Here is a 19,368-nt window from a genome sequence, read left to right as displayed (position 1 = left end):
ATAATCAATAGTGCATGTCGCCGAATAATGTTCTTTTTAGTGTGAACGCTCTCAATGTCTGAATAAATTGACTTAGTTATAGTGCAAAAGTCTTTTAATAAACCATGAATTCATACTGAAGGCTCTCATGACCCACAGTCAATATAAGTTACACGAATATCTTAATGTTGATCGGCTACAGACCCTTCAAGATAACTTTAGTAAATCAATGACCATTGCTTTAGTGGTCGTCGATGAGTTTGGCGTCCCTGTCACTAAACCAAGTGGCTTTTGCGAATATTGTACTCATGTACGTAAAAATCCGGAACAAAAACAGCTGTGTTATCAAAGTGATGAAGCCGGTGGCAGATTAGCGATGAAAACAGGTAAACCCGTTGTTTATCGCTGCTATTGCGGGTTTGTTGAATGCGCGGTACCCATTATGATTCATGGGTGTTACCTAGGGGCATTTATCTCCGGACAAGTCCACGTAGACGAAGAACCAAAGGAGCCGATTCCTTATATTCTCACTCACAACAAAGATTTAACCAATACACCAGAGTTGCTTTCGTTACATAACAAAGCACAGCGTATTACCTATGAACGTTTCGAATCTACCGCTTATACCTTATTTAATGTCGCTTCTTACCTTGTTGAGCAAGCCCATAGTATGAATATTCAGCGAGAACTAAGGGCAAAAGAAATCGAACTGACTAATGAATTACGTAAGCGCATGGAGATTGAGCGTTCACTCCATGAAGCAGAGTTCAAGGCACTCTCCTATCAAATTAATCCACATTTTTTATTCAATGTTTTAAATACCATCGGACGTTTAGCCTTCTTAGAAGAGGCGAAGCGAACAGAAGCTATGGTGTATGACTTCTCAGATATGATGCGCTATTTATTGAGAAAAAATAATCAGGGTTTGATTACGCTTGCTCAAGAACTTAATTATGTAAAAAGTTATATGTCAATTCAGAGCGTAAGAATGGGCAATCGCTTTACTTATTCTCTCAACATTCCTGAAGAATATTTAAACGTCGTTTGCCCTTTTTTGGTGTTACAACCGCTAGTTGAAAACTTCTTTAATTATGTCGTAGAGCCGAGAGAAATGGTCAGTGAATTAACGATCACTGCCACGGATGACGGCAACAACGTGATTATTGAATTAAAAGATAATGGTGATGGAATATCTCCTGAGAATATAAAAACCATCTTATCAGGAGAGCGAAACCAACAAAAAGGAGGAATTGGAATTCACAATATTATGAACCGAATGAAACTTTTGTTTGGCGAAAATTATAAACTCGAATTAGCCAGTCCTTATAAGCCGATGATGGGGACCACCATTACACTGCGCTTCCCCTTCTTGCAGCAGCACAATGTATAACACCTGATCAAGAGGGACATTATGTACAATATTGTTATTGTGGAAGATGAACCTATCGAACTCGAATCGCTGCATCGTATTATTGCTCAATGCGTCGATAATGCCGTATTGCACGAAGCATCTACAGGCAAAAGAGCCATAGAGCTGATCGATGAACTAAAACACATCGATATGATGTTTATCGATATCAACATTCCTCTTCCAAATGGTAAAGAAGTGATTGAATATCTTAAAGCGAAAAATACAGAGACCAAAGTCGTGGTTACCACAGCGAATGATGATTTTGATCTTTTACACAGTATGATTACGCTTCGAGTTGAAGATTACCTGTTAAAACCTGTTAAAAAAACGACGTTAACCGACACAATTAAACGAACTCTTGGCATTGATGAACAGACAACATCCGCGTCAAGTGCCCTAAAAACCGAGGTACTCAACCTACTACAAAATGACAACTGTACTCAGTGGCACAATTTTCTCCTCAAACATATCAATCACGCCTATGAACAAACGTTAGCAGGTACCGAGGCGCGCCGAAATGTGACGGAGTTACTGGAGATACTCAACACGTATCTCAAATCCCTAGGTCATCAATACGCATCTGTTTGCTCTATATTGGATGAGCTTATACACGAGGTTGAATGGCACGGTTTAACCCAAGCGCTCTATTCTCATTTAACTCTCTCACTGCTGAAATTGAGCCATGATATTTTTGCTGTTTCAGGTAATACGGTAGGCAACAAAGATTTCATACAGCGGGCTAAGCTGCATATCGAACGGCACATTCTCAGCGATCTCTCCCTCGATGATATCGCTTCACACGCGTATGTGAGTTCTTGCTATTTAAGTCGGGCTTTCAAAAAAAAGCAGCAGATTGGCCTATCGAATTATGTAGCACAACGTAAACTTCACGTCGCCTGCGGATTATTGCAATTTAGCGATTTAAAAATCAACGCGATCGCCTTGGAATTAGCATGGCAAGATGCCAACTATTTTTGTCGTATTTTCAAAAAGGAACAAGGCATAGCTCCCTCAGACTATCGCCTAATGCACGCACCGCGCCGACATTAGCCATTTCATTAGGTCACCAATATTAGTGGTAACAAAACATCCTTTTCGATTTAACCGCCTATATAACAATGGAACCCTTGTTCCTCCACTAACGTTTTCAACTGCCCTAATTTTTCTTCAGGGACAACCGGCGTCTCTCCCATCGGATACTCAAGCCCAAGCAAGGCGTATTTATTCTCCCCATAAGTGTGGTAAGGCAATAAATGCAGTGTATCGACACCACTCAATAACTTAGCAAAATCGGTAATAGCAGAAATTTCTTCCGCATTATCATTCACATCCGGAATCACAGGAACGCGCACCACCAATTGCGTCATTTGCGAGATACGAATCAGGTTCTCTAAGATAATACGATTGTCGACGCCAGTGTTTGCGCGATGAACATAAGGGTTGATCGCCTTTATATCCGTCAGAGCAACATCGATATACGGAAAGATCTCTTTGATGATTTTTTTTGGCGCAAACGCGGTGGTTTCAATGGCAGTATGCCATCCCTTTTCTTTACATGCTTTAAGCAGTTCTCGCGCGAATTCTGATTGGGTAAGTGGCTCACCGCCAGAAAGCGTGATCCCTCCCCCTGCTCGACGAAATAGGTTTTCTTCTTTCTTTAGCTCATCGATCACTTGAGCAACCGTCATGCGTGTACCCTTCATTTCTAGGGCATTGGTTAGGCAAGCTTTGGCGCACAGACCGCACTGATCGCATAAGTCACGATCGATAAAATATGGATTATCTGTGGATATAGCTTGCTGCGGGCAAACCTCTTCGCATTTACCGCAACTGACGCAACGGATTTTGTTGTACATCAGTTCGGGTTTAACTTTACGTGACTCGGGATTACTACACCAACGGCATGATAACGGGCATCCTTTAAAAAAGGGAATGGTGCGGATCCCAGGGCCATCATGGATTGAATATCTTTGGATATTGAACAGAATACCTTGCGTATCGTAATCAACTTCACTCATATCAAAGGCTCTATTTGGCTTGAAAAATAGGCCGCTCTATAAGCGGCCTAAACATACGATTTACTGTTAGAATGTTTGCTCAGTACGACTTATGATGTCGTCTTGAACTTCTTTTGCTAGCACCACAAACTGTGCACTGTACCCTGCCACACGTACCACTAAATCTTCGTGATCTTGTGGGTTACGCTGTGCATCAAGCAACAAATCCCGATTAATAACGTTAAATTGTACGTGCATGCCCTTTTTATCAAAGTAGCTGCGCACCAAGCCACTAAAGTGACGCAATCCATTTTCACCCGCTAGAGATGATGGCAGGAACTTCTGGTTATACAACGTACCGTTAGACGCAATGAAGTGGTCTAATTTAGCGACCGAATTGGCTGCAGCTGTCGGACCTAATATGTCTTTACCTTGTCGAGGAGACACCCCATCAGCCAATGGTTGTTTCGCTAAACGTCCATCAGGCAATGCAGCGACATCTTTACCAAACAAGACGTTAGCAGATACTGGGTAAATACCTGCTTGGAACTGACCGCCACGAGGGTTGGTGTATTTTTCGACTTCTTGACAGTAAACCAAGGCACATCGACGAGCCACATAATCGACCGCATCGATATCATTCCCAAAGCATGGGGTATTTTCCAAAATATGCCGGATTTCTTCGTTACGTGACATGCGGCCTTTGACGGTAGAAGAAGACTGAGCTTCTGATAATTGGCGATACACTTCTTCTTTCACTGCAGCAGGCGATAATTGCCCATTTTGCTCCATAATCCGAGTGACCAGAGCATTGATCTCTTCTTCACCAAGAGACATTCTGCTCACAACTTCAGGTTGGCCTTGATAATCAAAATTGGAATCTAACGCATCTTTAAGCTCTACAAGAGTCAATTTTTGCTCTTCAAATACCTGTTTTTGCATGGCATAAACAGAGTCACCACTATCTGCAATTCCAAAAGCTTGTGGCCCAGTGAAATTGTAAATAGCACCACCTTCTTGCAAAGATTTACCCCGACCAATACAGTCATCAACCATGGCAGAAAGAAACGGCAATGGACAACGTTCACCATGTGCAATATCGACACTGTTACATGCTTCAACTAATTTATGGACAAAGTACGCCATTTGCGTTTTAAACGCCGTAAAGAAATCCTCAATATTGGTGTATTCCGTCATTTTACTGGTCACAGGGCCTAACTGCTTATCACCCACACAACCACCGTTTAAGGTAATTTCCAATACTTTCGCTACGTTAAAAAATGCTGCATCATGCCATCCTTCCGTACGATGTGGCGCTTGAGGTTCAACACAGCCGATGATGCAGTAATCACGAGCATCGTGTAAAGATACACCGCGGTTCTGCAGCGCTGGGATAATCACTTCATCGTTGTACATGGCCGGTACACCCAGACCTAATCGTACCAATTCACATGCGCGGAATAGAAATTCATCAGGGGTGCCTTGCCATACACGAATGGAGAAAGAAGGTTGTGGCAGACGAACGTGCGCCGTCGCTTCCATACACATGTAAGTCAATGGGTTTGTCGCATCTAACCCATCTTCAGTTTGACCACCAACAATCAAATTTTGAAATACTGCGTAACCTGCGAAGGCCTGAGCAGACACTTCATCACGTGTTTTATTGATATCATTCAATTTGATCCAGCAGCAATCAACTAACTCTTGAGCAAAGGTTGGATCAATCGAAGTATCCGCTTGCAAATAAGGATACATATATTGGTCAAAACGCCCAGGAGAGATAGAGTGACCACTGGATTCAATTTGTAACATGCTTTGCACAAACCAGAAAGCTTGGCAAGCTTCCCAAAAAGTGGTGGCCCCATTTTCAGGAACACGACGGCAGTTCTGAGCAATCTGTTCGAGTTCGATTTTACGATGTGGATTTGATTCGATTTGAGCGAGACGCTCAGCCTCATCAGCATACCGATGTGCAAACACAATTGCCGCTTGATAACTAATGATGACCGCCTGATAGAACTGCTGTTTTTTGATGTAATCGGGTTTGGTGCGATCTAAGTTTTCCAGAGCTTGAGTGACTTCATCAATCACACCCTGAAAACCGATTTTAAGAATCTTACCGTAATCGACACAAACGTGTCCGACGCCGCCGAAAAAGTAGTTTCCCACAGTAAATACGCCATTGTTCATCGCATCATGTGTTTCCTGAGACATATAAGAGGCGGCCAATTCACTGGTGGTTTTACCCGGCCAATATTTGAACGCTTCATGCAATTCTTGCGCTGTCTTCTTTTCGATAATGAATGGGTCAGCAATACGATCAGCCATCGTATCAAACTCTTTTTCCACCCAATCAAATGAAAATTCTGGACAGATTTCTGTGGAACGTGGATTGATAGTCACTGCGCCGACGATCAATTCATCAGGACGAATCGTGACGGGCAGTTCATTAAAGATTTTTTCCACCACTTTGGCGCGACGCATGACGGCAGGTCGCTGTTCATTTTCACGATAGGCTTGAGTCGCAATCACTGCACGTTCAGATTCCACATAAGGTTTCGCACGAAGAATGGTATTTTTTAGTCTTACAATGCGATCGGTTGGATTAGAAAAACCTTTCTCTAACATAGTATTACTCCAAAAATTGTGAATAGATGTGTGAGTCACAACACATCTAGTGAATGAATTCTGTCGCAGCGATGGTGATGGCTATGATCCTTATTTCTATCAATGAATTACCGGTGATTTGGCCTTTACTTAACAATGCAACCCCTTACTTTCTAGGCTCATCATTAGGTGTTGATGCCGCTTTTAACGTTTCAGCCAATGCTTGAGACACAATCGTTTTTAGGTCTAGCGGCTTATTTGCCTGACAGCGCTCAAGCTGAGTGGTTGCCTTGATGGTCGTCTTTGGCGGAGTGTAACGACTGAGTATTTGATCCACTGCCTCGGCAATTTCTGCATCATTCATGCTGTGTTTCCTATTTGTCGTTAACGTGAGACTTCAGGTGATACTCGTTAAACCTACTTAACGGGATGTCACCAGCACCTTATTTTGGTAGTAGCGAGTAATAACGTTGGCTAAACTGTGTAACGGCATAACGCGCGACGGTCATATCTTGTTCGACACTACCACCACTAACCCCCAAAGCTCCGAGCAACACATTCCCTTTCCATAAAGGAATTCCGCCTCCAAAACAGCATAAACTGGGATCATTTTGTAAGGTATACAGGCTCTTACCGGGTTGAATTTCTTGCGCCAGTTGCTGAGTCGTCATTTTCAGAGCAACTGCTGTCCACGCTTTTTTAACCGCAACCGAACTACTGACCAAAAGCGCATTTTCCATACTAAAGAAATAACGTTGATTGCCACTTGCATCCATCAAACAAAACACAACAGGCAAGTTCATCTCTAACGCTTTTTGTTTCGCAAATTCGCCTAGTAACATAGCGTCATGCAGTGAAATTTTTGTTTGCTCGTTAGATGGTTTAACTGCCTCTCCATCAACTGGAGCATCGAACAATTCATCATAGCTGTTCACGACTTTTACCCCTTCGTTCAATGAATTATCGCCTGTTGGATCTATCTGTTGTGCCGTAGCACCAACCTTATCGCCAACACAGAGATACCTTTAGTAGCTACGCTATCACTTCGACATAGAGATTGAGATGTCAGAACTTGTTGACCTGTAGCACTATTTTGCGCACTCACAAATGACATGGACAAAATAGTGCTATCCCCTAATAAAAAAAACACCCCAGCCAAGCCGACTGGGGTGTTTTTACTATCTCAATAGCACTCTAACGGTGATGCTCAAACGCTTATCACCAAGCTTTTGCTAATTCCTCTATCCATTCGAGCATTTGCGGCCAAGAACCGTAACCATTGTCGGCATTAATGTGGCCTGCTTGATTAAGCACGTGTACCGCTTTACTGCCCCAGCATTCAGCAAAATAGTGGGCGCGCTCCACGCTAACATGGATATCGTTATCGCTGCACACCACAACCGTTGGAAATGGCAATTTGGCCAGCATTAATGGTCGCTGCACTTTAATCTCTTCCATGGCATAGTCATCATCCACATCAGCAGGAGCCACCAAAATGGCGCCAAGCACACGCGAGTCTGCATAACGTTGTGCCCACTGAGTGATGGCAACCGAACCGCAGCTGTGACCAACCAAAATAATTGGCCCTTCAACACTTTCAACGGCGCGCTGCACGCCTTCTATCCACTCATCACGCTGTGGTGATAACCAATTGATTTGCTCTACTCTAACGCTATTTGGCAAGGTTTCATTCAACCATGTTTGCCAATGATCGGGGCTCGAATCGCCGTATCCAGGCGAAATAATCACTGTAACTGACATAATTTTTTCTTCTAATTAGTGAATATACCCATCCATATTTGGACGGCTCATTGGTATTTCAATGGTTTATCGAGAAGTCACTACAAGATCGAGGCTTAACCCGGATGCAGTACCAATAATGAGCCCTAAGGCCATGTTCCCCATCGCCCATCCAATTAATGTCCCGATTGCAAGACCGTAAGCATAATACTTACCATTCCCTGTTTTTTGTCTCATGATGAATCCCTGTATGCATCTGATACCACAATTATGGCATTATATTCTGTTGTTATTATTAGTGACTAAAATGATAAAAATAATTAATAAAATCAGTAAGAAAAAATATTCGTACCGATATCTTTAGATTAACCTTACCGTTTCGCTTTGCAACCGACATTGTTGTCGAAGGTCATAAAGTTCGAAAGTTTTCTTTTACTGTAGAGCGTGGCTATTCAAAGAATAGTGTGACAACAAAGGTCGCTAAATCACTTTTGGACAAAAGTGAGTTAGGAATCGAAGGAAATTAGTTTACTTCGGATTAGAAAATATATGGGAAATATCTAAGATAGTGACCAATTTTTACTTAGCCACTACAATATTTTTTAAAAAAGTAAAAGCTCTTGTTGCGACGATTGAGATTTAGATAAAGTAGTCCAAACCCACGAATCAAAATTTCTTCTAGAAATGGAAAGCAGGTCTGCAGCAGAACAGAATACATCACGCAGAAAATCATAGTCAGTATGTTCTACACCAGCATTTTGAGCAAAGGTCCTTATATGTCTATCTACTGCAATTGAGTCAATGCCAACTAAGCATTTCATATAATCAACAGTTTTGGGGCCAATTCCTTTCAGGCTTTGTAACTCACTACAGAACACTGTTGTTGATAGACGATCTCTTAAATCTACGGATGTATTAACCTCATTATTATACATAAATAAAACAAGGTTTTTGAACCGGCTTATTTTCGTAATATGTGACCAATTTAAAAACTCGCTGACAGTATCATTCTCAACAAGTACAAGAAGATCAAAAACAGTTTTTTTATCTTTGTGAGTCTTTAAGATAACATCGATCCTTGGCTTTACGACAGTCGCGTAGTTAAGCCCTGCTTGGAGGATTGAATCAGCTAATACAGCTCCCATATGCTCATATGTAGGTCGGCTGCTGTTGTTAATTGGTGATATACCCTGTGCTTGAGCATAATCAGCCACTTTTCTTGCGGATTTAATGGTATTTATTGCTGACTGATATACTTGTGTATCGAATGTCATATATCTATAAACTCTGAAAGTGCACTTAAGCGCTCAACGCAGTTGGGGCAAGCTCCACAAGGATACTGACTCGATGCTTGGCATGAGTAGGTTCTTCCTATGGGAACACCTAATTGCAAGGCAACTTTTACCACTTCAGCTTTAGATGAATATCGAAAAGGAGAATGGAATTTTACAGGGCCAATTGACTCTGTTAATCCATCTAGTTTATTCATAAAGGCTGAAGTGCAATCAATTTCCTTTGCGTGATTGCTGTTAATAAAGCCAGTAAATACATCTAAAGTGTTTAAAGTTTGTGCTCTGGCTGCAGCAGCGGCAAAAAATAGCATAGTTCTATAGGGGATGTACAGATCATCATCTATAACTTTTTCACTCCATAAATCTGCTTCTTTTATTAGTCTAGATTTAGAACCACTAAATACATCACTTATGTCGATTTTTTCTGGAACTGCAACTAAAGAGCTAGGTAAAACATCATTCAATCTAGTCCATTCAGTATCCATACAATGCTGACCATAGTTGAAAAAAAGTGGTTTTACTCTGATATTTTGGGATACAAGCTGGTAGACAACTGTTGTTGAATCTAGTCCTCCCGATGTCAGTACAATTGCTTCTTTCATTTGTATTCTTCTTCTATTTTGGAAAGAGTTATAAATAGTAAGTTTAGGCATAAATCCATATCGTCGGAGTAACAGGTACTTCCCACTGTAATCATATTATTATCATTCTCACATTTAGGGTCGTAAGTGATAACTGGTTTCTTTTGGGCCAACGCGATACCGACTTCAGCTAATGTTCCCGGATCTCGGCCTAAAGGGACAGCGAAGACCACATCGCATTGATTGATTAGTTCTATATCTTGGTGGAAGGTTTGTATTCGCTCAAATTCGTTTGACTGTGCATTTAACTCACCATTCTCTATTATTGGACGCTTAACGGTAAAATTGTGATAGCTCAAGCATGCTAAAACTCTGTCTAAGATTGTCCTATCCGCATATGAAAAATCAGGAGCAGCAAAATAGATATTGTACTTATTCCTCTCATGCCAAGGAAGGAAGGTTCCACCAAGCTTTTCTTGTATTTCAATAGGAAGCAAAAGACTTCTGTGCAAATCTCTTTTAAAGTCATCAGGGAAAGTTGTTTGAGAATAATGCGTTGCTGCTATAGATCCAACTCTAGATGCCTCTTTCCAACTCCTTCCGTCAGAAGCTAACGCTACAACAATTGCAGAATAAACATCTCCAACTCCTACAGAGTTGACTGTTCTATCTAGGGTCGCAGAAATTTTTAGTACTTCGTTGCTTGTTAAGTCAAATAGTCGACTTCCTCCTCTGTTTTCTTTTAGAAGGAAACTGTTAGGACGTAAAACAGATATTTCTTTTAATAATGATGAAATATCATTTCTTCCGTGTTCCATAAATAGGTCGGAAGAGGTTGATGTTATGACAGATAATAACCTCCCTTTAAAAAGGTCAAGACTTGATAATGAATCAACTCCGTAGGCAATATCAATACTAAAAATTGCACTGGTGCTGAATTGCTTGATGATTTCATTTAGGTCGAAACTACCCGGAAAAATTAGAATAGAGTTAAATTTGCAGAGGTCATTAGAAACATCGTTAAGTAAAACTTCTTTTGTCTCCCTTAGTAAATCCTCATAACCTTGTTCACTAACTTCCGTTGGGTCTGCTATAGCAATAACGTTTGGTGCACCTAAAATTTCACCCAAAAAAATTACTTCACTACATCCATGAGCTTTCAAGTAAGATGAGGTTTCTTTTTGTAGATAACTTGGACAAATTATGGCAACAGAATAAGAAATGTTTGCTGCCCATAGTCCTCGACACGCATGGACTATTCCCCCAAGCCTCAATTTGCATTTTTTTTGTGATGTAGGGAGCGTGAAGTCGACAAAGACTTCACCTAGAATCAGCAACATAAATATGTCTCCTACTATACGTGAGTCACATCAATACGAACTATAGGTTGTGGTATCAAACTCGTATTTGTAATTACACCTATGTAAGAGTGTCCATCTTGTAAACAAGCTGCTAGGTAATTGAACTGGGTGGGAAGTGCTCCCAATAGCAACTGGCTCTTAGCTTCAATTGCTACTATTCTTGATTGCCCAAAGTTTATTTGGACTGCATCACCAATGTTAGGTAAAGAATTATTAGTGGTGTAATATGCCGATATCCCTACGTCTTCAAGAATACAATTAAACGACATTAAACATTTGTCTGTGCCGCTCGCGCCCCCTGTTTCCCCTCCAACGCTTCTTGTTCCTGAATAATCGGTAAATCGGCCAGATCCAGTACTTCCCATGTAAAATTCCTTTTGTATATATCATGTGATTGTAATTTATCTAATATAAATGATGACCTTCGTTCTGTGTGAGATTCGCATCTCATTAATATGTACTTAAATGCTTATGTGGTTTTATATTTGAGTGCAATTGAATTCACAGGACAAAAAATCATTAATCGTGAGTTGGTAAAGATCAGGAAAGCAAGTTTTTCTATTCAGAGTTTTGTAGAACATCGTTTTACTACTTAGCAATTCGAAAGCTAAAATTATTCTCACAAAACCCTTGTTTTATTTGACGCTACCGACAAGGTTTCTCGTATTAATCCTATGGCATATTCTAGGTTTATAGCATTACAAAAATTTAGGCAAATACGAATATAGAAAAATGATAGGGAAAGCGTCTCTAGATTAGTTTGGGGCAAAAACGTTTCAACCAACGAAAGCGGTCAAAAAGATGATAGAGCTCATGTACTCATAAATTGCAGAACATGTCTGCACAATCACAAGAGCTCAACTAGGCTCATAATCTGTTATTAGTATATGTAGGTCAAAAACTGACTTAAGAAAGTGGTCAGGGTTTATTAACTAGTTCTATGTCTCAGTGTTCTCAGACAATTCTTCCTATCATGTGGACGAATAGAAAAAAGCGCGGGGAAATGTGTTGCATTTCCTAGCGCTCATTTTGGCTTAATATTGTGGCTTAAATCACATAGTGAAATCTGACTTACTCACGTAAATTCTCACGCTAGACTGAGTCAGAAAAGAAGGCCTACCCTCTTTTCACTATTATTAACTGTCGCTCGGCTCACGTACTAACATCAATCCGGCGCGAAGCCCTGCCTTTACCTTGGGATTAGGAAACAGCACATATTCGGTTTGTTTACCCACTTGGTATCGGGTTTCACCATCTTCAGCCAATACAAATCCAGGCTCATACGGCGTAAAATTTTTCACATCGTCTGCGACATAAAACTGGAATTTGTCACTGAGTTTAGTAATTTGCTGGGCCACGCGATACACCAGAGCGGGATGCTGACTTTGTAAAGGAGCCTTACCTTCGAGCATGGTGCGCAGCGCTTGATCAATATGCGTAAAGTCAGCTGCGTTATTGTGCCCAAACGGTTTGGCACTGCCGAGTTCGAGCGTACAACTTTCTACATTGAGCTGATCTTTAGTAAAAAAAGAAAACGTATTCGCAGGTGCATGATTAATCACCAACGCATCCAGAGCAAGAGCATTTAACTGCTCGACAAAAACATCCGGGTATTCACCACGTTCCACAAATGGCAACAAACCAAAACGCATGTGATGTGAACCGCGAATTGCTGTGTGCAAATCAAAATGATAAACCGGCCCTAGCTGCTCATTGGCAAAACGAATCACCGCTTTTTCCAGTTCAGCAGCACGCTTTGATTCACGAGCATCTGGGAAACGGCGATGATTTTGACAAAACAAACGGTTCATATCGTAATCAAGATAGCGCTCCCCTTGGTTCATCGCATCAAGGTTCCCCAATAATACCAATAGAGGTCGAGTCAGACTTAACGCTCCCGACCGTAAATCGGCAACCATGCTATCGAGTAACTCAATCGGAGCCGTTTCATTACCATGCACTCCCGCAGATAAGATAATGCTTGGCAATGAATCATCGACTCCTGCTGGCTCAATCACCATGACACCATGATTAAGCCAATGAAAGGTTAACCCATGGGCATAAAACACCGTGTTTTTTGGCATTTCACGCTTTAGTGTTAGCGCTAAAAACGATGTTTCCATAACCACCTACCCTAGCTGAAATGGATAAATAGAGCCTAACTGCATAATCTGAGTCAGTTCATCCAACGCAGTGCGGCATTCCAATAATAACTGAGGATCAGCCAGATCCTGCTCAGACAACCGGTCGCGATAATGTGTATTTACCCACGCAACAAGTTGGCGATATTTTTGGTCACCCATTAACGCATGGGGGTTCACCGCATCCAGCTCGTTCTGCTGCAAGGCAACTCGCAATCGTAAACAAGCAGGGCCGCCGCCGTTGCGCATACTTTCACGTAGATCAAACACTTGCACTTCTTTAATAAAAGAAGACGTGGCGATCAACTCTTGCAAATACGTCCACACACCCGGATGCTCACGCGCTTCATTGGGTACCACCAACATCATCGAACCATCCGCTTTAGTCAGCAACTGGCTGTTAAATAGATAGGTTTGCACTGCGTCGCTGATCGACACTTGGTCACGCGGCACTTCGATAGAATGGAATTCGCATTCATACTGCGCCAGTTTACGAGAAATCTCATCAAACGCAGGCGCTTGATGCAAAAACGCATCCTGATGATGGAAAAATACTGGGCCATTACTGACCGCAATAACATCATTGTGGAACACACCTTGGTCAATCACATCCGGATTTTGCTGTAAAAATACCGTGTTGTTTTCTGATAACCCATGCAGACGAGCAATAGCTTGACTCGCCTCTAAGCTGTGACGGGCTGGGAATTGACTGGGCTTGGGTGTATCAGAAAAATAGTGTTGACCATAAACAAACAGTTCCACGCCGCTCTGACCATGATTGGCACTAAAACGGTTGTGGTTCGCGGCACCTTCATCGCCAAGCGATTCATGCATCGGCAGAGCCGGATGATGAGCGAAGTAACGCGCGTCAGTAAAGATAGCAGCCAACGCGCGCCCAGTCTGCTCATGTTCAATGCTACGATGCAGTTTGTTATTTAAATTAGCCGGGGTGAAATGCACCTTTCCATCTAAGGTATCTGCCGATGGCGAAACCGTTGCGGCATTAGCCACCCACATGGAAGAGGCGGAGCTGGCATTCGCTAATAAGCGCGGCGCTTTGGTCGCCGCCTGCGTAATCACATCCGCATCACTACCGCTAAATCCCATTTGACGTAACGTCGCAATACATGGGCGTTCTTGCGGAGGAAGAATGCCTTGCTTAAAGCCCATATCGGCTAATGCTTTCGCTTTTTCTAACCCCTGCAAAGCCGCAAGTTTAGGGTTGGCGACCACGTTTTTATTATTGGTTGAGGCAACATTCCCGAAGGAAAGTCCAGCGTAGTTATGCGTTGGACCGACTAAGCCATCAAAGTTAACTTCGTATGCTGACATATTCGCTCCTACTTATTGCTTGAAAAATCCAGACCCGGAGAAACGGCTTCTGGCATCTCAACGTGATCAGTTTCCAACGATGCCACAGGCCATGCGCAGTAGTCAGCAGCGTAATACGCACTTGGGCGATGATTTCCCGATGCGCCTGGGCCACCAAATGGCGCATTACTCGCTGCACCGGTTAGCGGTTTGTTCCAGTTAATGATGCCCGCACGAACATCAATTAAGAACTGCTCATAAAAAGCTTTATCTTTAGAGACTAAACCTGCAGATAGACCAAAGCGTGTGTTGTTGGCAATATCGATCGCTTCTTCACGCGTGTTGTAACGAATCACAGTGAGCAATGGACCAAAGTACTCTTCATCAACCAAATCGGTCGCATTGGTGACATCAAGAATGGCTGGTGATAACAAGCCCGTTTCTGGGACCAACTGTTCCATTTTAACCAGAGAAATCGCGCCTTTTTTAATCAGCTCATCTTGCGCATTGAGCATATGCTGTGCCGCGGCCACGGATACGACAGGCCCCATAAATGGCTGTTCTTTTTCGGTCCACGCCCCAACTTTAATCTGTTTGGTAACGTCAACTAAACGAGCAATTAATGCATCACCTTGTTCACCATGCGGCACGAGTAGCCGGCGTGAACAGGTGCAACGCTGACCTGCACTGATAAACGCAGATTGAATAATCAGGTTCACGACACCATCAGTATCATCATAAGAATCAATCACTAATGGGTTGTTACCCCCCATTTCTAACGCCAAAATCTTATCGGGACGAGAGGCAAACTGCTCATGCAGTAAATACCCCACATTCGCACTGCCAGTAAATAACAAACCATCAATACCAGTGCTTGCTGCTAAAGCAATGCCCGTCTCTTTACCACCTTGTACAAGGTTAATTACGCCGCTTGGCAATCCGGCTTGCTCCCAAAGCTCAATGGTTTTTTGTGCCGTAAATGGCGTTAGCTCACTGGGTTTGAACACAATGGTATTACCGGCAATCAACGCAGGTACAATGTGCCCATTGGGTAAGTGCCCCGGGAAATTGTAAGGGCCAAACACGGCCATAACACCATGAGGGCGGTGGCGCAGTGAGGCAGTTCCGCCTGCAATGTCAGTCACTTTTTCACCAGTACGCTCGTGATAAGACGTGATTGAAATAGCAACTTTATTAGCCATCGCTTGCGCTTCTGTTAACGCTTCCCACAACGGCTTACCGGTTTCATTGGCAATGGTTTCAGCCAAGATTTGTTTGTTGTTTGCCACCAGCTCAGCAAAGCGTTTGACTATCGCAACACGCTCATCAAACGCTGTGCGCGCCCACGTTTTAAAGGCGGTACGTGCGTTAGAGACCACTTGTTCAACACACGCATTCTCTGTTTCATGACCTTGCCATACCAGCTCACCATTGGCAGGATTGGTTTTGCTAAAAAGCGCCGTTCCTGTGGTTTGCCATTGACCATTTGTAAAGACATTCGGTTGAGTTTTGATCATGATTTATACCTCTGGCTGTTTTGCAAACAAAGAGGCGACACGCACCTCATTCCCGGGTTTCACTTTTAGTGCATCACACTGTTCTTGCGTGAGATAAATACACTCATCATCCGGCTGCGACGCAATTAATGTGGTGCGAAATTGTTGATAATCTGTATTGCTTACTAAATAAGGTTGCTCACTTACAATAGGATGCTCAGCTATCACGACTTTGCGCATTTGGCTTTGTTTAACAATCCGCAAATCTTCAACGTAAGCTTCTAACGTTGGGCCAGCATCAAAAATATCGACATAGTTAGTGTAGCGAAAACCTTCACTTTCCAAAATTTTACGCGCAGGTGCAGTACACGGATGCACCTGACCAATCACCGCTTTGGCCTCTTCTGTTAGAAAATCGACATAGAGTGGATGCTTTGGCATTAATTCAGCGATAAAGGCTTTTTGACCAATCCCGGTCAAATAGTCTGCTTCACTAAAATCGATCGAGAAAAAATGGCGACCCAAAGATTCCCAAAATGGTGATTCACCGTTTTCATCACATACACCGCGCATTTCTGCGAACACTTTGTCGCGAAATTCTTCACGGAAGTTAGCGATAAACATCATGCGTGATTTTGAGAGCAATTGACCGTTTTTGCTGTGACGGTAGTCCGCATCGAGGAATAAGGTACACAGTTCACTGTGTCCGGTGTGATCGTTACTTAAAAACAAGGTTGGCATCTGTGTATAAACATTCAGCTCTTTAGACGCATGCACTAACGTGCCAAGACGGAAAGAATACCAAGGTTCATTTAGCCCGACCGCCACTTCAATACCGCTTACGCCCACGACTTTTTGCGTTGTGGTATCTTCTAATACAAATAAATAGCCTTGCTCGGGCAGTGGCGCTTTTTTATCCCAAGTGTTTAATGTACGTTCTAGGCGACTTAATAAACGAGCTTCATCGACAGGAAGCGAGGTAAAGCCAACGCCCGCTTTGCTGGCTAAGTCGAGTAATGCGTCCTTATCATCCCAATTGACTGGGCGAATAATCATCATGATTAAAATCCTTTTTAACTAAATTTCTACATGCCAAACGGTTTGTTTGTTTGTTATTCCCACCTGCTGTGCAATGGATTTATCCAACACTAACTGGCTAGATCTGGTTTGGCATGGCGCGATAAAAGCAGAAAAACCACTATCGCTTTTAAAACCGATTAAATGTGCAGGCGCATCAGGTGCAACCTCTGCAAATGTCACACTCTTTTGGCGCTGTTGCTGCCAAATGTTCAAGGTATTATGGGTGGCACTGAGAATGGGGCCACCGTCAAAAATTTCTACGTATTTATCAGGCTCAAAGCCCTGCCCGCTAAGCAAATTACATTGCAATTCTGCTTTAGGATGCACCATACCAATGGCTTGCTGCGCTTCTTCATCAAACAGCGGGACATACAATGGATAATGTGGCATGAGTTCTGCTATAAATGTGCCATCTTTGGTTCCGTTCAAAAACTCCACTTCATCATAATCTAGGCCGATAAATTTACGCCCGACATGTTCCCAAAATGGAGCGCGGCCAGCGTCATCACACAACCCCGGCAATACCGCCATCCATTCATTACTAAAACGCTGTGACTCGACACTCATGTACAGCAAGCGCCCTAGTGTGACCAAGGCGGGATACAGCGTTTTATGTAGCGAATCGACCACGTAAAAGCTACAAAGATTGGAGTGATCGCTTAAATCATGCGTCAACGACAAAGCGTGAACACGAGAATGCACATTCAACTCGCGAGAAGAGTGAATCAGCATATCATTACGGAACGCATAGAAAGGAGTGCGATAACCAGACAGCGCATTAATAGCGCCTGTGCCGACCACTTGTCCGGTTAAGCACTCTTCTAACACAAAGAAATAGCTCTCTTCACCTGGAGTGACCACGTCCTGAGCAAAAGAGTCGATAGAGCGTTCAATTTTACGCACTAAGCTCTCTTTCTTATCTGGCAAAGTGGACACCATGGTGCCACTTTCTTTCGCAAGACGCTCAAGCTGACCTAAGTCGCTCAAACGCGCAGGACGCAGTATTATCATGCTTACTTCCTTGTTTTATATTCCTTTAGAGCTTGCTCAAAGCGAGACAAACCGGTTTCCATTTCTGATTCACTAATATTAAGTGCTGGGGCAAAACGCACCACGTTAGCACCAGCAATCAATGTCATCACACCATATTCAGTCGCGAGAACGCTGATGGCTTTTGCTTGTCCGGCAAATTCATCAGTCAATTGACAACCAATCAGCAAACCTGCTGAACGGATGTCGCTAAACATGTTGAGTTCACTATTTATCTTCTTCAGCACTTCAACAAAATGCGCTTCTTTCGCACGTACATCGGCAAGAAATGCTTCTGAATCAATGATATTAAGCGATACATTCGCGACAGCACAAGCAAGAGGATTACCACCATACGTTGTGCCATGAGAACCCACCGTAAGACCAGTCGCAAATTTATCCGTCGTCAGGATTGCGCCAATCGGGAAACCACCACCAAGTGCTTTTGCCGTTGACAATACATCAGGAGTGACACCGTAACCTTGGTACGCATACAAATGACCGGTACGACCAACGCCCGTTTGCACTTCATCAAAGATCAGCACGGCATTGTGTTGGTCACACAGCTCTCGCACACCTTGTAAAAATTCAGGAGTGGCAGGAATCACGCCGCCTTCACCCTGAATAGGTTCAACAATTACCGCTGCTGTTTTATCTGAGCTCGCCGCTTTTAGCGCCTCGAGATCGTTGAAAGGTAAGTGCGAAATGCCACCTGGTAATGGCGCAAAATCTTTCGAGTAATTTGGCTGACCGCCAGTCGACACAGTAAACAGTGTACGGCCATGGAACGCATTGTTAAACGCAATGATTTCGTTTTTATCTTCGCTGAAATTCTGGCGAGCATAACGTCGAGCTAATTTTAGCGCTGCTTCGTTAGCTTCAGCGCCTGAATTACAGAAAAACGCTTTATCGGCAAAGGTCGCTTCCACTAGATGTTTTGCCAAGGTTAAAACTGGCTCATTGGTATAACCGTTACCGGTATGCCAAAGGTTATCTGATTGCTCAATCAAAGCCTTACGTAATTCGGGATTGGCGTGGCCCAGCGCATTAACCGCAATACCGCCAACAAAGTCGATGTAATCTTTACCGCTCTGATCAAACAAGGTTGAGCCATGTGCCTTCACTGGAATAAAGGGTGCCGGTGAATACACTGGGATCATGTATTGGTCAAAATCTTTCCTTGAGGGAATGGAGTTCTTCATCTTCGTGCCTCTGATTTATCAATGTACCCTATTAAACTACTCGGTTAATTGTTCAGAGCATTTCAAAATTACGACGCAAATTTATAGATTCTCGCGCTTTTATACCCAAATAACCTCACGATGCTGTTTCAGCGAGAATGG

At 42.9% G+C, this 19,368-nt stretch carries 18 protein-coding genes; 2 read left to right on the top strand and 16 right to left on the bottom strand.

The window, feature by feature from the left end:
• Window positions 1-127 precede the first annotated feature (127 nt).
• Together F9817_RS13495 and F9817_RS13490 are read left to right on the top strand one after the other, a co-directional pair.
• Window positions 128-1,369 (top strand): sensor histidine kinase, encoded by a 1,242-nt coding sequence (locus F9817_RS13495; RefSeq protein ID WP_161156379.1) that lies wholly within the window; start codon window positions 128-130, stop codon window positions 1,367-1,369.
• Window positions 1,370-1,390: 21 nt separating this feature from the next.
• Complete coding sequence (locus F9817_RS13490) at window positions 1,391-2,440, top strand: response regulator (protein ID WP_161156377.1); 1,050 nt, start codon at window positions 1,391-1,393, stop codon at window positions 2,438-2,440.
• Between the two features lie 50 nt (window positions 2,441-2,490).
• Here F9817_RS13490 and F9817_RS13485 read toward each other — a convergent pair whose 3' ends face one another.
• The 16 genes from F9817_RS13485 to F9817_RS13410 form a co-directional block, all read right to left on the bottom strand.
• Window positions 2,491-3,408, bottom strand: a complete 918-nt coding sequence (locus F9817_RS13485; protein WP_161156375.1) for a glycyl-radical enzyme activating protein — start codon at window positions 3,406-3,408, stop codon at window positions 2,491-2,493.
• A gap of 66 nt (window positions 3,409-3,474) precedes the next feature.
• Window positions 3,475-6,015 carry a glycyl radical diol dehydratase GrpM gene (grpM, locus tag F9817_RS13480; protein WP_161156373.1) on the bottom strand — a complete coding sequence of 847 codons (2,541 nt, stop codon included), beginning with the start codon at window positions 6,013-6,015 and terminating at the stop codon, window positions 3,475-3,477.
• Window positions 6,016-6,160: 145 nt separating this feature from the next.
• Window positions 6,161-6,358 carry a hypothetical protein gene (locus F9817_RS13475; RefSeq protein ID WP_161156371.1) on the bottom strand — a complete coding sequence of 66 codons (198 nt, stop codon included), beginning with the start codon at window positions 6,356-6,358 and terminating at the stop codon, window positions 6,161-6,163.
• Between the two features lie 79 nt (window positions 6,359-6,437).
• Complete coding sequence (locus F9817_RS13470; protein WP_345789734.1) at window positions 6,438-6,929, bottom strand: GlcG/HbpS family heme-binding protein; 492 nt, start codon at window positions 6,927-6,929, stop codon at window positions 6,438-6,440.
• Window positions 6,930-7,212: 283 nt separating this feature from the next.
• Window positions 7,213-7,755, bottom strand: coding sequence for an RBBP9/YdeN family alpha/beta hydrolase (locus F9817_RS13465; RefSeq protein WP_161156370.1), 543 nt, complete (start codon window positions 7,753-7,755; stop codon window positions 7,213-7,215).
• Window positions 7,756-7,821: 66 nt separating this feature from the next.
• A complete protein-coding gene (locus F9817_RS13460) occupies window positions 7,822-7,971 on the bottom strand; it encodes a hypothetical protein (protein WP_161156368.1) in 150 nt (49 codons plus the stop codon).
• A gap of 365 nt (window positions 7,972-8,336) precedes the next feature.
• A complete protein-coding gene (locus F9817_RS13455; RefSeq protein WP_161156366.1) occupies window positions 8,337-9,008 on the bottom strand; it encodes an HhH-GDP family DNA glycosylase in 672 nt (223 codons plus the stop codon).
• Window positions 9,005-9,628, bottom strand: coding sequence for a 7-cyano-7-deazaguanine synthase (locus tag F9817_RS13450; protein ID WP_161156363.1), 624 nt, complete (start codon window positions 9,626-9,628; stop codon window positions 9,005-9,007). Before F9817_RS13450 ends, F9817_RS13455 begins: the two co-directional genes overlap by 4 nt.
• Window positions 9,625-10,947 carry a nucleoside 2-deoxyribosyltransferase gene (locus F9817_RS13445; RefSeq protein WP_161156361.1) on the bottom strand — a complete coding sequence of 441 codons (1,323 nt, stop codon included), beginning with the start codon at window positions 10,945-10,947 and terminating at the stop codon, window positions 9,625-9,627. Before F9817_RS13445 ends, F9817_RS13450 begins: the two co-directional genes overlap by 4 nt.
• A 14-nt stretch (window positions 10,948-10,961) precedes the next feature.
• Window positions 10,962-11,333 (bottom strand): hypothetical protein, encoded by a 372-nt coding sequence (locus F9817_RS13440; protein WP_161156359.1) that lies wholly within the window; start codon window positions 11,331-11,333, stop codon window positions 10,962-10,964.
• A gap of 771 nt (window positions 11,334-12,104) precedes the next feature.
• Window positions 12,105-13,091: a succinylglutamate desuccinylase gene (astE, locus tag F9817_RS13435; RefSeq protein WP_161156358.1), complete on the bottom strand. Its 987-nt coding sequence runs from the start codon at window positions 13,089-13,091 to the stop codon at window positions 12,105-12,107.
• A 6-nt stretch (window positions 13,092-13,097) separates the two neighbouring features.
• Complete coding sequence (astB, locus tag F9817_RS13430) at window positions 13,098-14,441, bottom strand: N-succinylarginine dihydrolase (protein ID WP_161156356.1); 1,344 nt, start codon at window positions 14,439-14,441, stop codon at window positions 13,098-13,100.
• An 8-nt stretch (window positions 14,442-14,449) separates the two neighbouring features.
• Window positions 14,450-15,937 (bottom strand): succinylglutamate-semialdehyde dehydrogenase, encoded by a 1,488-nt coding sequence (gene astD, locus F9817_RS13425; RefSeq protein ID WP_161156354.1) that lies wholly within the window; start codon window positions 15,935-15,937, stop codon window positions 14,450-14,452.
• Window positions 15,938-15,940: 3 nt separating this feature from the next.
• The gene (astA, locus tag F9817_RS13420) at window positions 15,941-16,975 is read right to left on the bottom strand and encodes an arginine N-succinyltransferase (RefSeq protein ID WP_161156352.1); all 1,035 of its coding nucleotides are present in this window, start codon (window positions 16,973-16,975) and stop codon (window positions 15,941-15,943) included.
• An 18-nt stretch (window positions 16,976-16,993) separates the two neighbouring features.
• Window positions 16,994-18,007 carry an arginine N-succinyltransferase gene (locus tag F9817_RS13415; protein ID WP_161156350.1) on the bottom strand — a complete coding sequence of 338 codons (1,014 nt, stop codon included), beginning with the start codon at window positions 18,005-18,007 and terminating at the stop codon, window positions 16,994-16,996.
• 2 nt (window positions 18,008-18,009) lie between these two features.
• Window positions 18,010-19,227 (bottom strand): bifunctional succinylornithine transaminase/acetylornithine transaminase, encoded by a 1,218-nt coding sequence (locus F9817_RS13410; protein WP_161156348.1) that lies wholly within the window; start codon window positions 19,225-19,227, stop codon window positions 18,010-18,012.
• Between the last annotated feature and the right edge of the window lie 141 nt (window positions 19,228-19,368).

The sequence above is a fragment of the Vibrio eleionomae genome, from assembly GCF_009874545.1.
Lineage (GTDB): Bacteria > Pseudomonadota > Gammaproteobacteria > Enterobacterales > Vibrionaceae > Vibrio > Vibrio nitrifigilis.
Note: the sequence above shows the minus strand (reverse complement) of the source record. Positions and strands in the feature narration are given on the sequence as shown.

Excerpts from the sequence above, each read along its gene's own strand:
- F9817_RS13495 (WP_161156379.1), top strand. The coding sequence starts at position 128 with ATGACCCACAGTCAATATAAGTTACACGAATATCTTAATGTTGATCGG.
- F9817_RS13490 (WP_161156377.1), top strand. The coding sequence starts at position 1,391 with ATGTACAATATTGTTATTGTGGAAGATGAACCTATCGAACTCGAATCG.
- F9817_RS13485 (WP_161156375.1), bottom strand. The coding sequence starts at position 3,408 with ATGAGTGAAGTTGATTACGATACGCAAGGTATTCTGTTCAATATCCAA.
- grpM (WP_161156373.1), bottom strand. The coding sequence starts at position 6,015 with ATGTTAGAGAAAGGTTTTTCTAATCCAACCGATCGCATTGTAAGACTA.
- F9817_RS13475 (WP_161156371.1), bottom strand. The coding sequence starts at position 6,358 with ATGAATGATGCAGAAATTGCCGAGGCAGTGGATCAAATACTCAGTCGT.
- F9817_RS13465 (WP_161156370.1), bottom strand. The coding sequence starts at position 7,755 with ATGTCAGTTACAGTGATTATTTCGCCTGGATACGGCGATTCGAGCCCC.
- F9817_RS13460 (WP_161156368.1), bottom strand. The coding sequence starts at position 7,971 with ATGAGACAAAAAACAGGGAATGGTAAGTATTATGCTTACGGTCTTGCA.
- F9817_RS13455 (WP_161156366.1), bottom strand. The coding sequence starts at position 9,008 with ATGACATTCGATACACAAGTATATCAGTCAGCAATAAATACCATTAAA.
- F9817_RS13450 (WP_161156363.1), bottom strand. The coding sequence starts at position 9,628 with ATGAAAGAAGCAATTGTACTGACATCGGGAGGACTAGATTCAACAACA.
- F9817_RS13445 (WP_161156361.1), bottom strand. The coding sequence starts at position 10,947 with ATGTTGCTGATTCTAGGTGAAGTCTTTGTCGACTTCACGCTCCCTACA.
- F9817_RS13440 (WP_161156359.1), bottom strand. The coding sequence starts at position 11,333 with ATGGGAAGTACTGGATCTGGCCGATTTACCGATTATTCAGGAACAAGA.
- astE (WP_161156358.1), bottom strand. The coding sequence starts at position 13,091 with ATGGAAACATCGTTTTTAGCGCTAACACTAAAGCGTGAAATGCCAAAA.
- astB (WP_161156356.1), bottom strand. The coding sequence starts at position 14,441 with ATGTCAGCATACGAAGTTAACTTTGATGGCTTAGTCGGTCCAACGCAT.
- astD (WP_161156354.1), bottom strand. The coding sequence starts at position 15,937 with ATGATCAAAACTCAACCGAATGTCTTTACAAATGGTCAATGGCAAACC.
- astA (WP_161156352.1), bottom strand. The coding sequence starts at position 16,975 with ATGATGATTATTCGCCCAGTCAATTGGGATGATAAGGACGCATTACTC.
- F9817_RS13415 (WP_161156350.1), bottom strand. The coding sequence starts at position 18,007 with ATGATAATACTGCGTCCTGCGCGTTTGAGCGACTTAGGTCAGCTTGAG.
- F9817_RS13410 (WP_161156348.1), bottom strand. The coding sequence starts at position 19,227 with ATGAAGAACTCCATTCCCTCAAGGAAAGATTTTGACCAATACATGATC.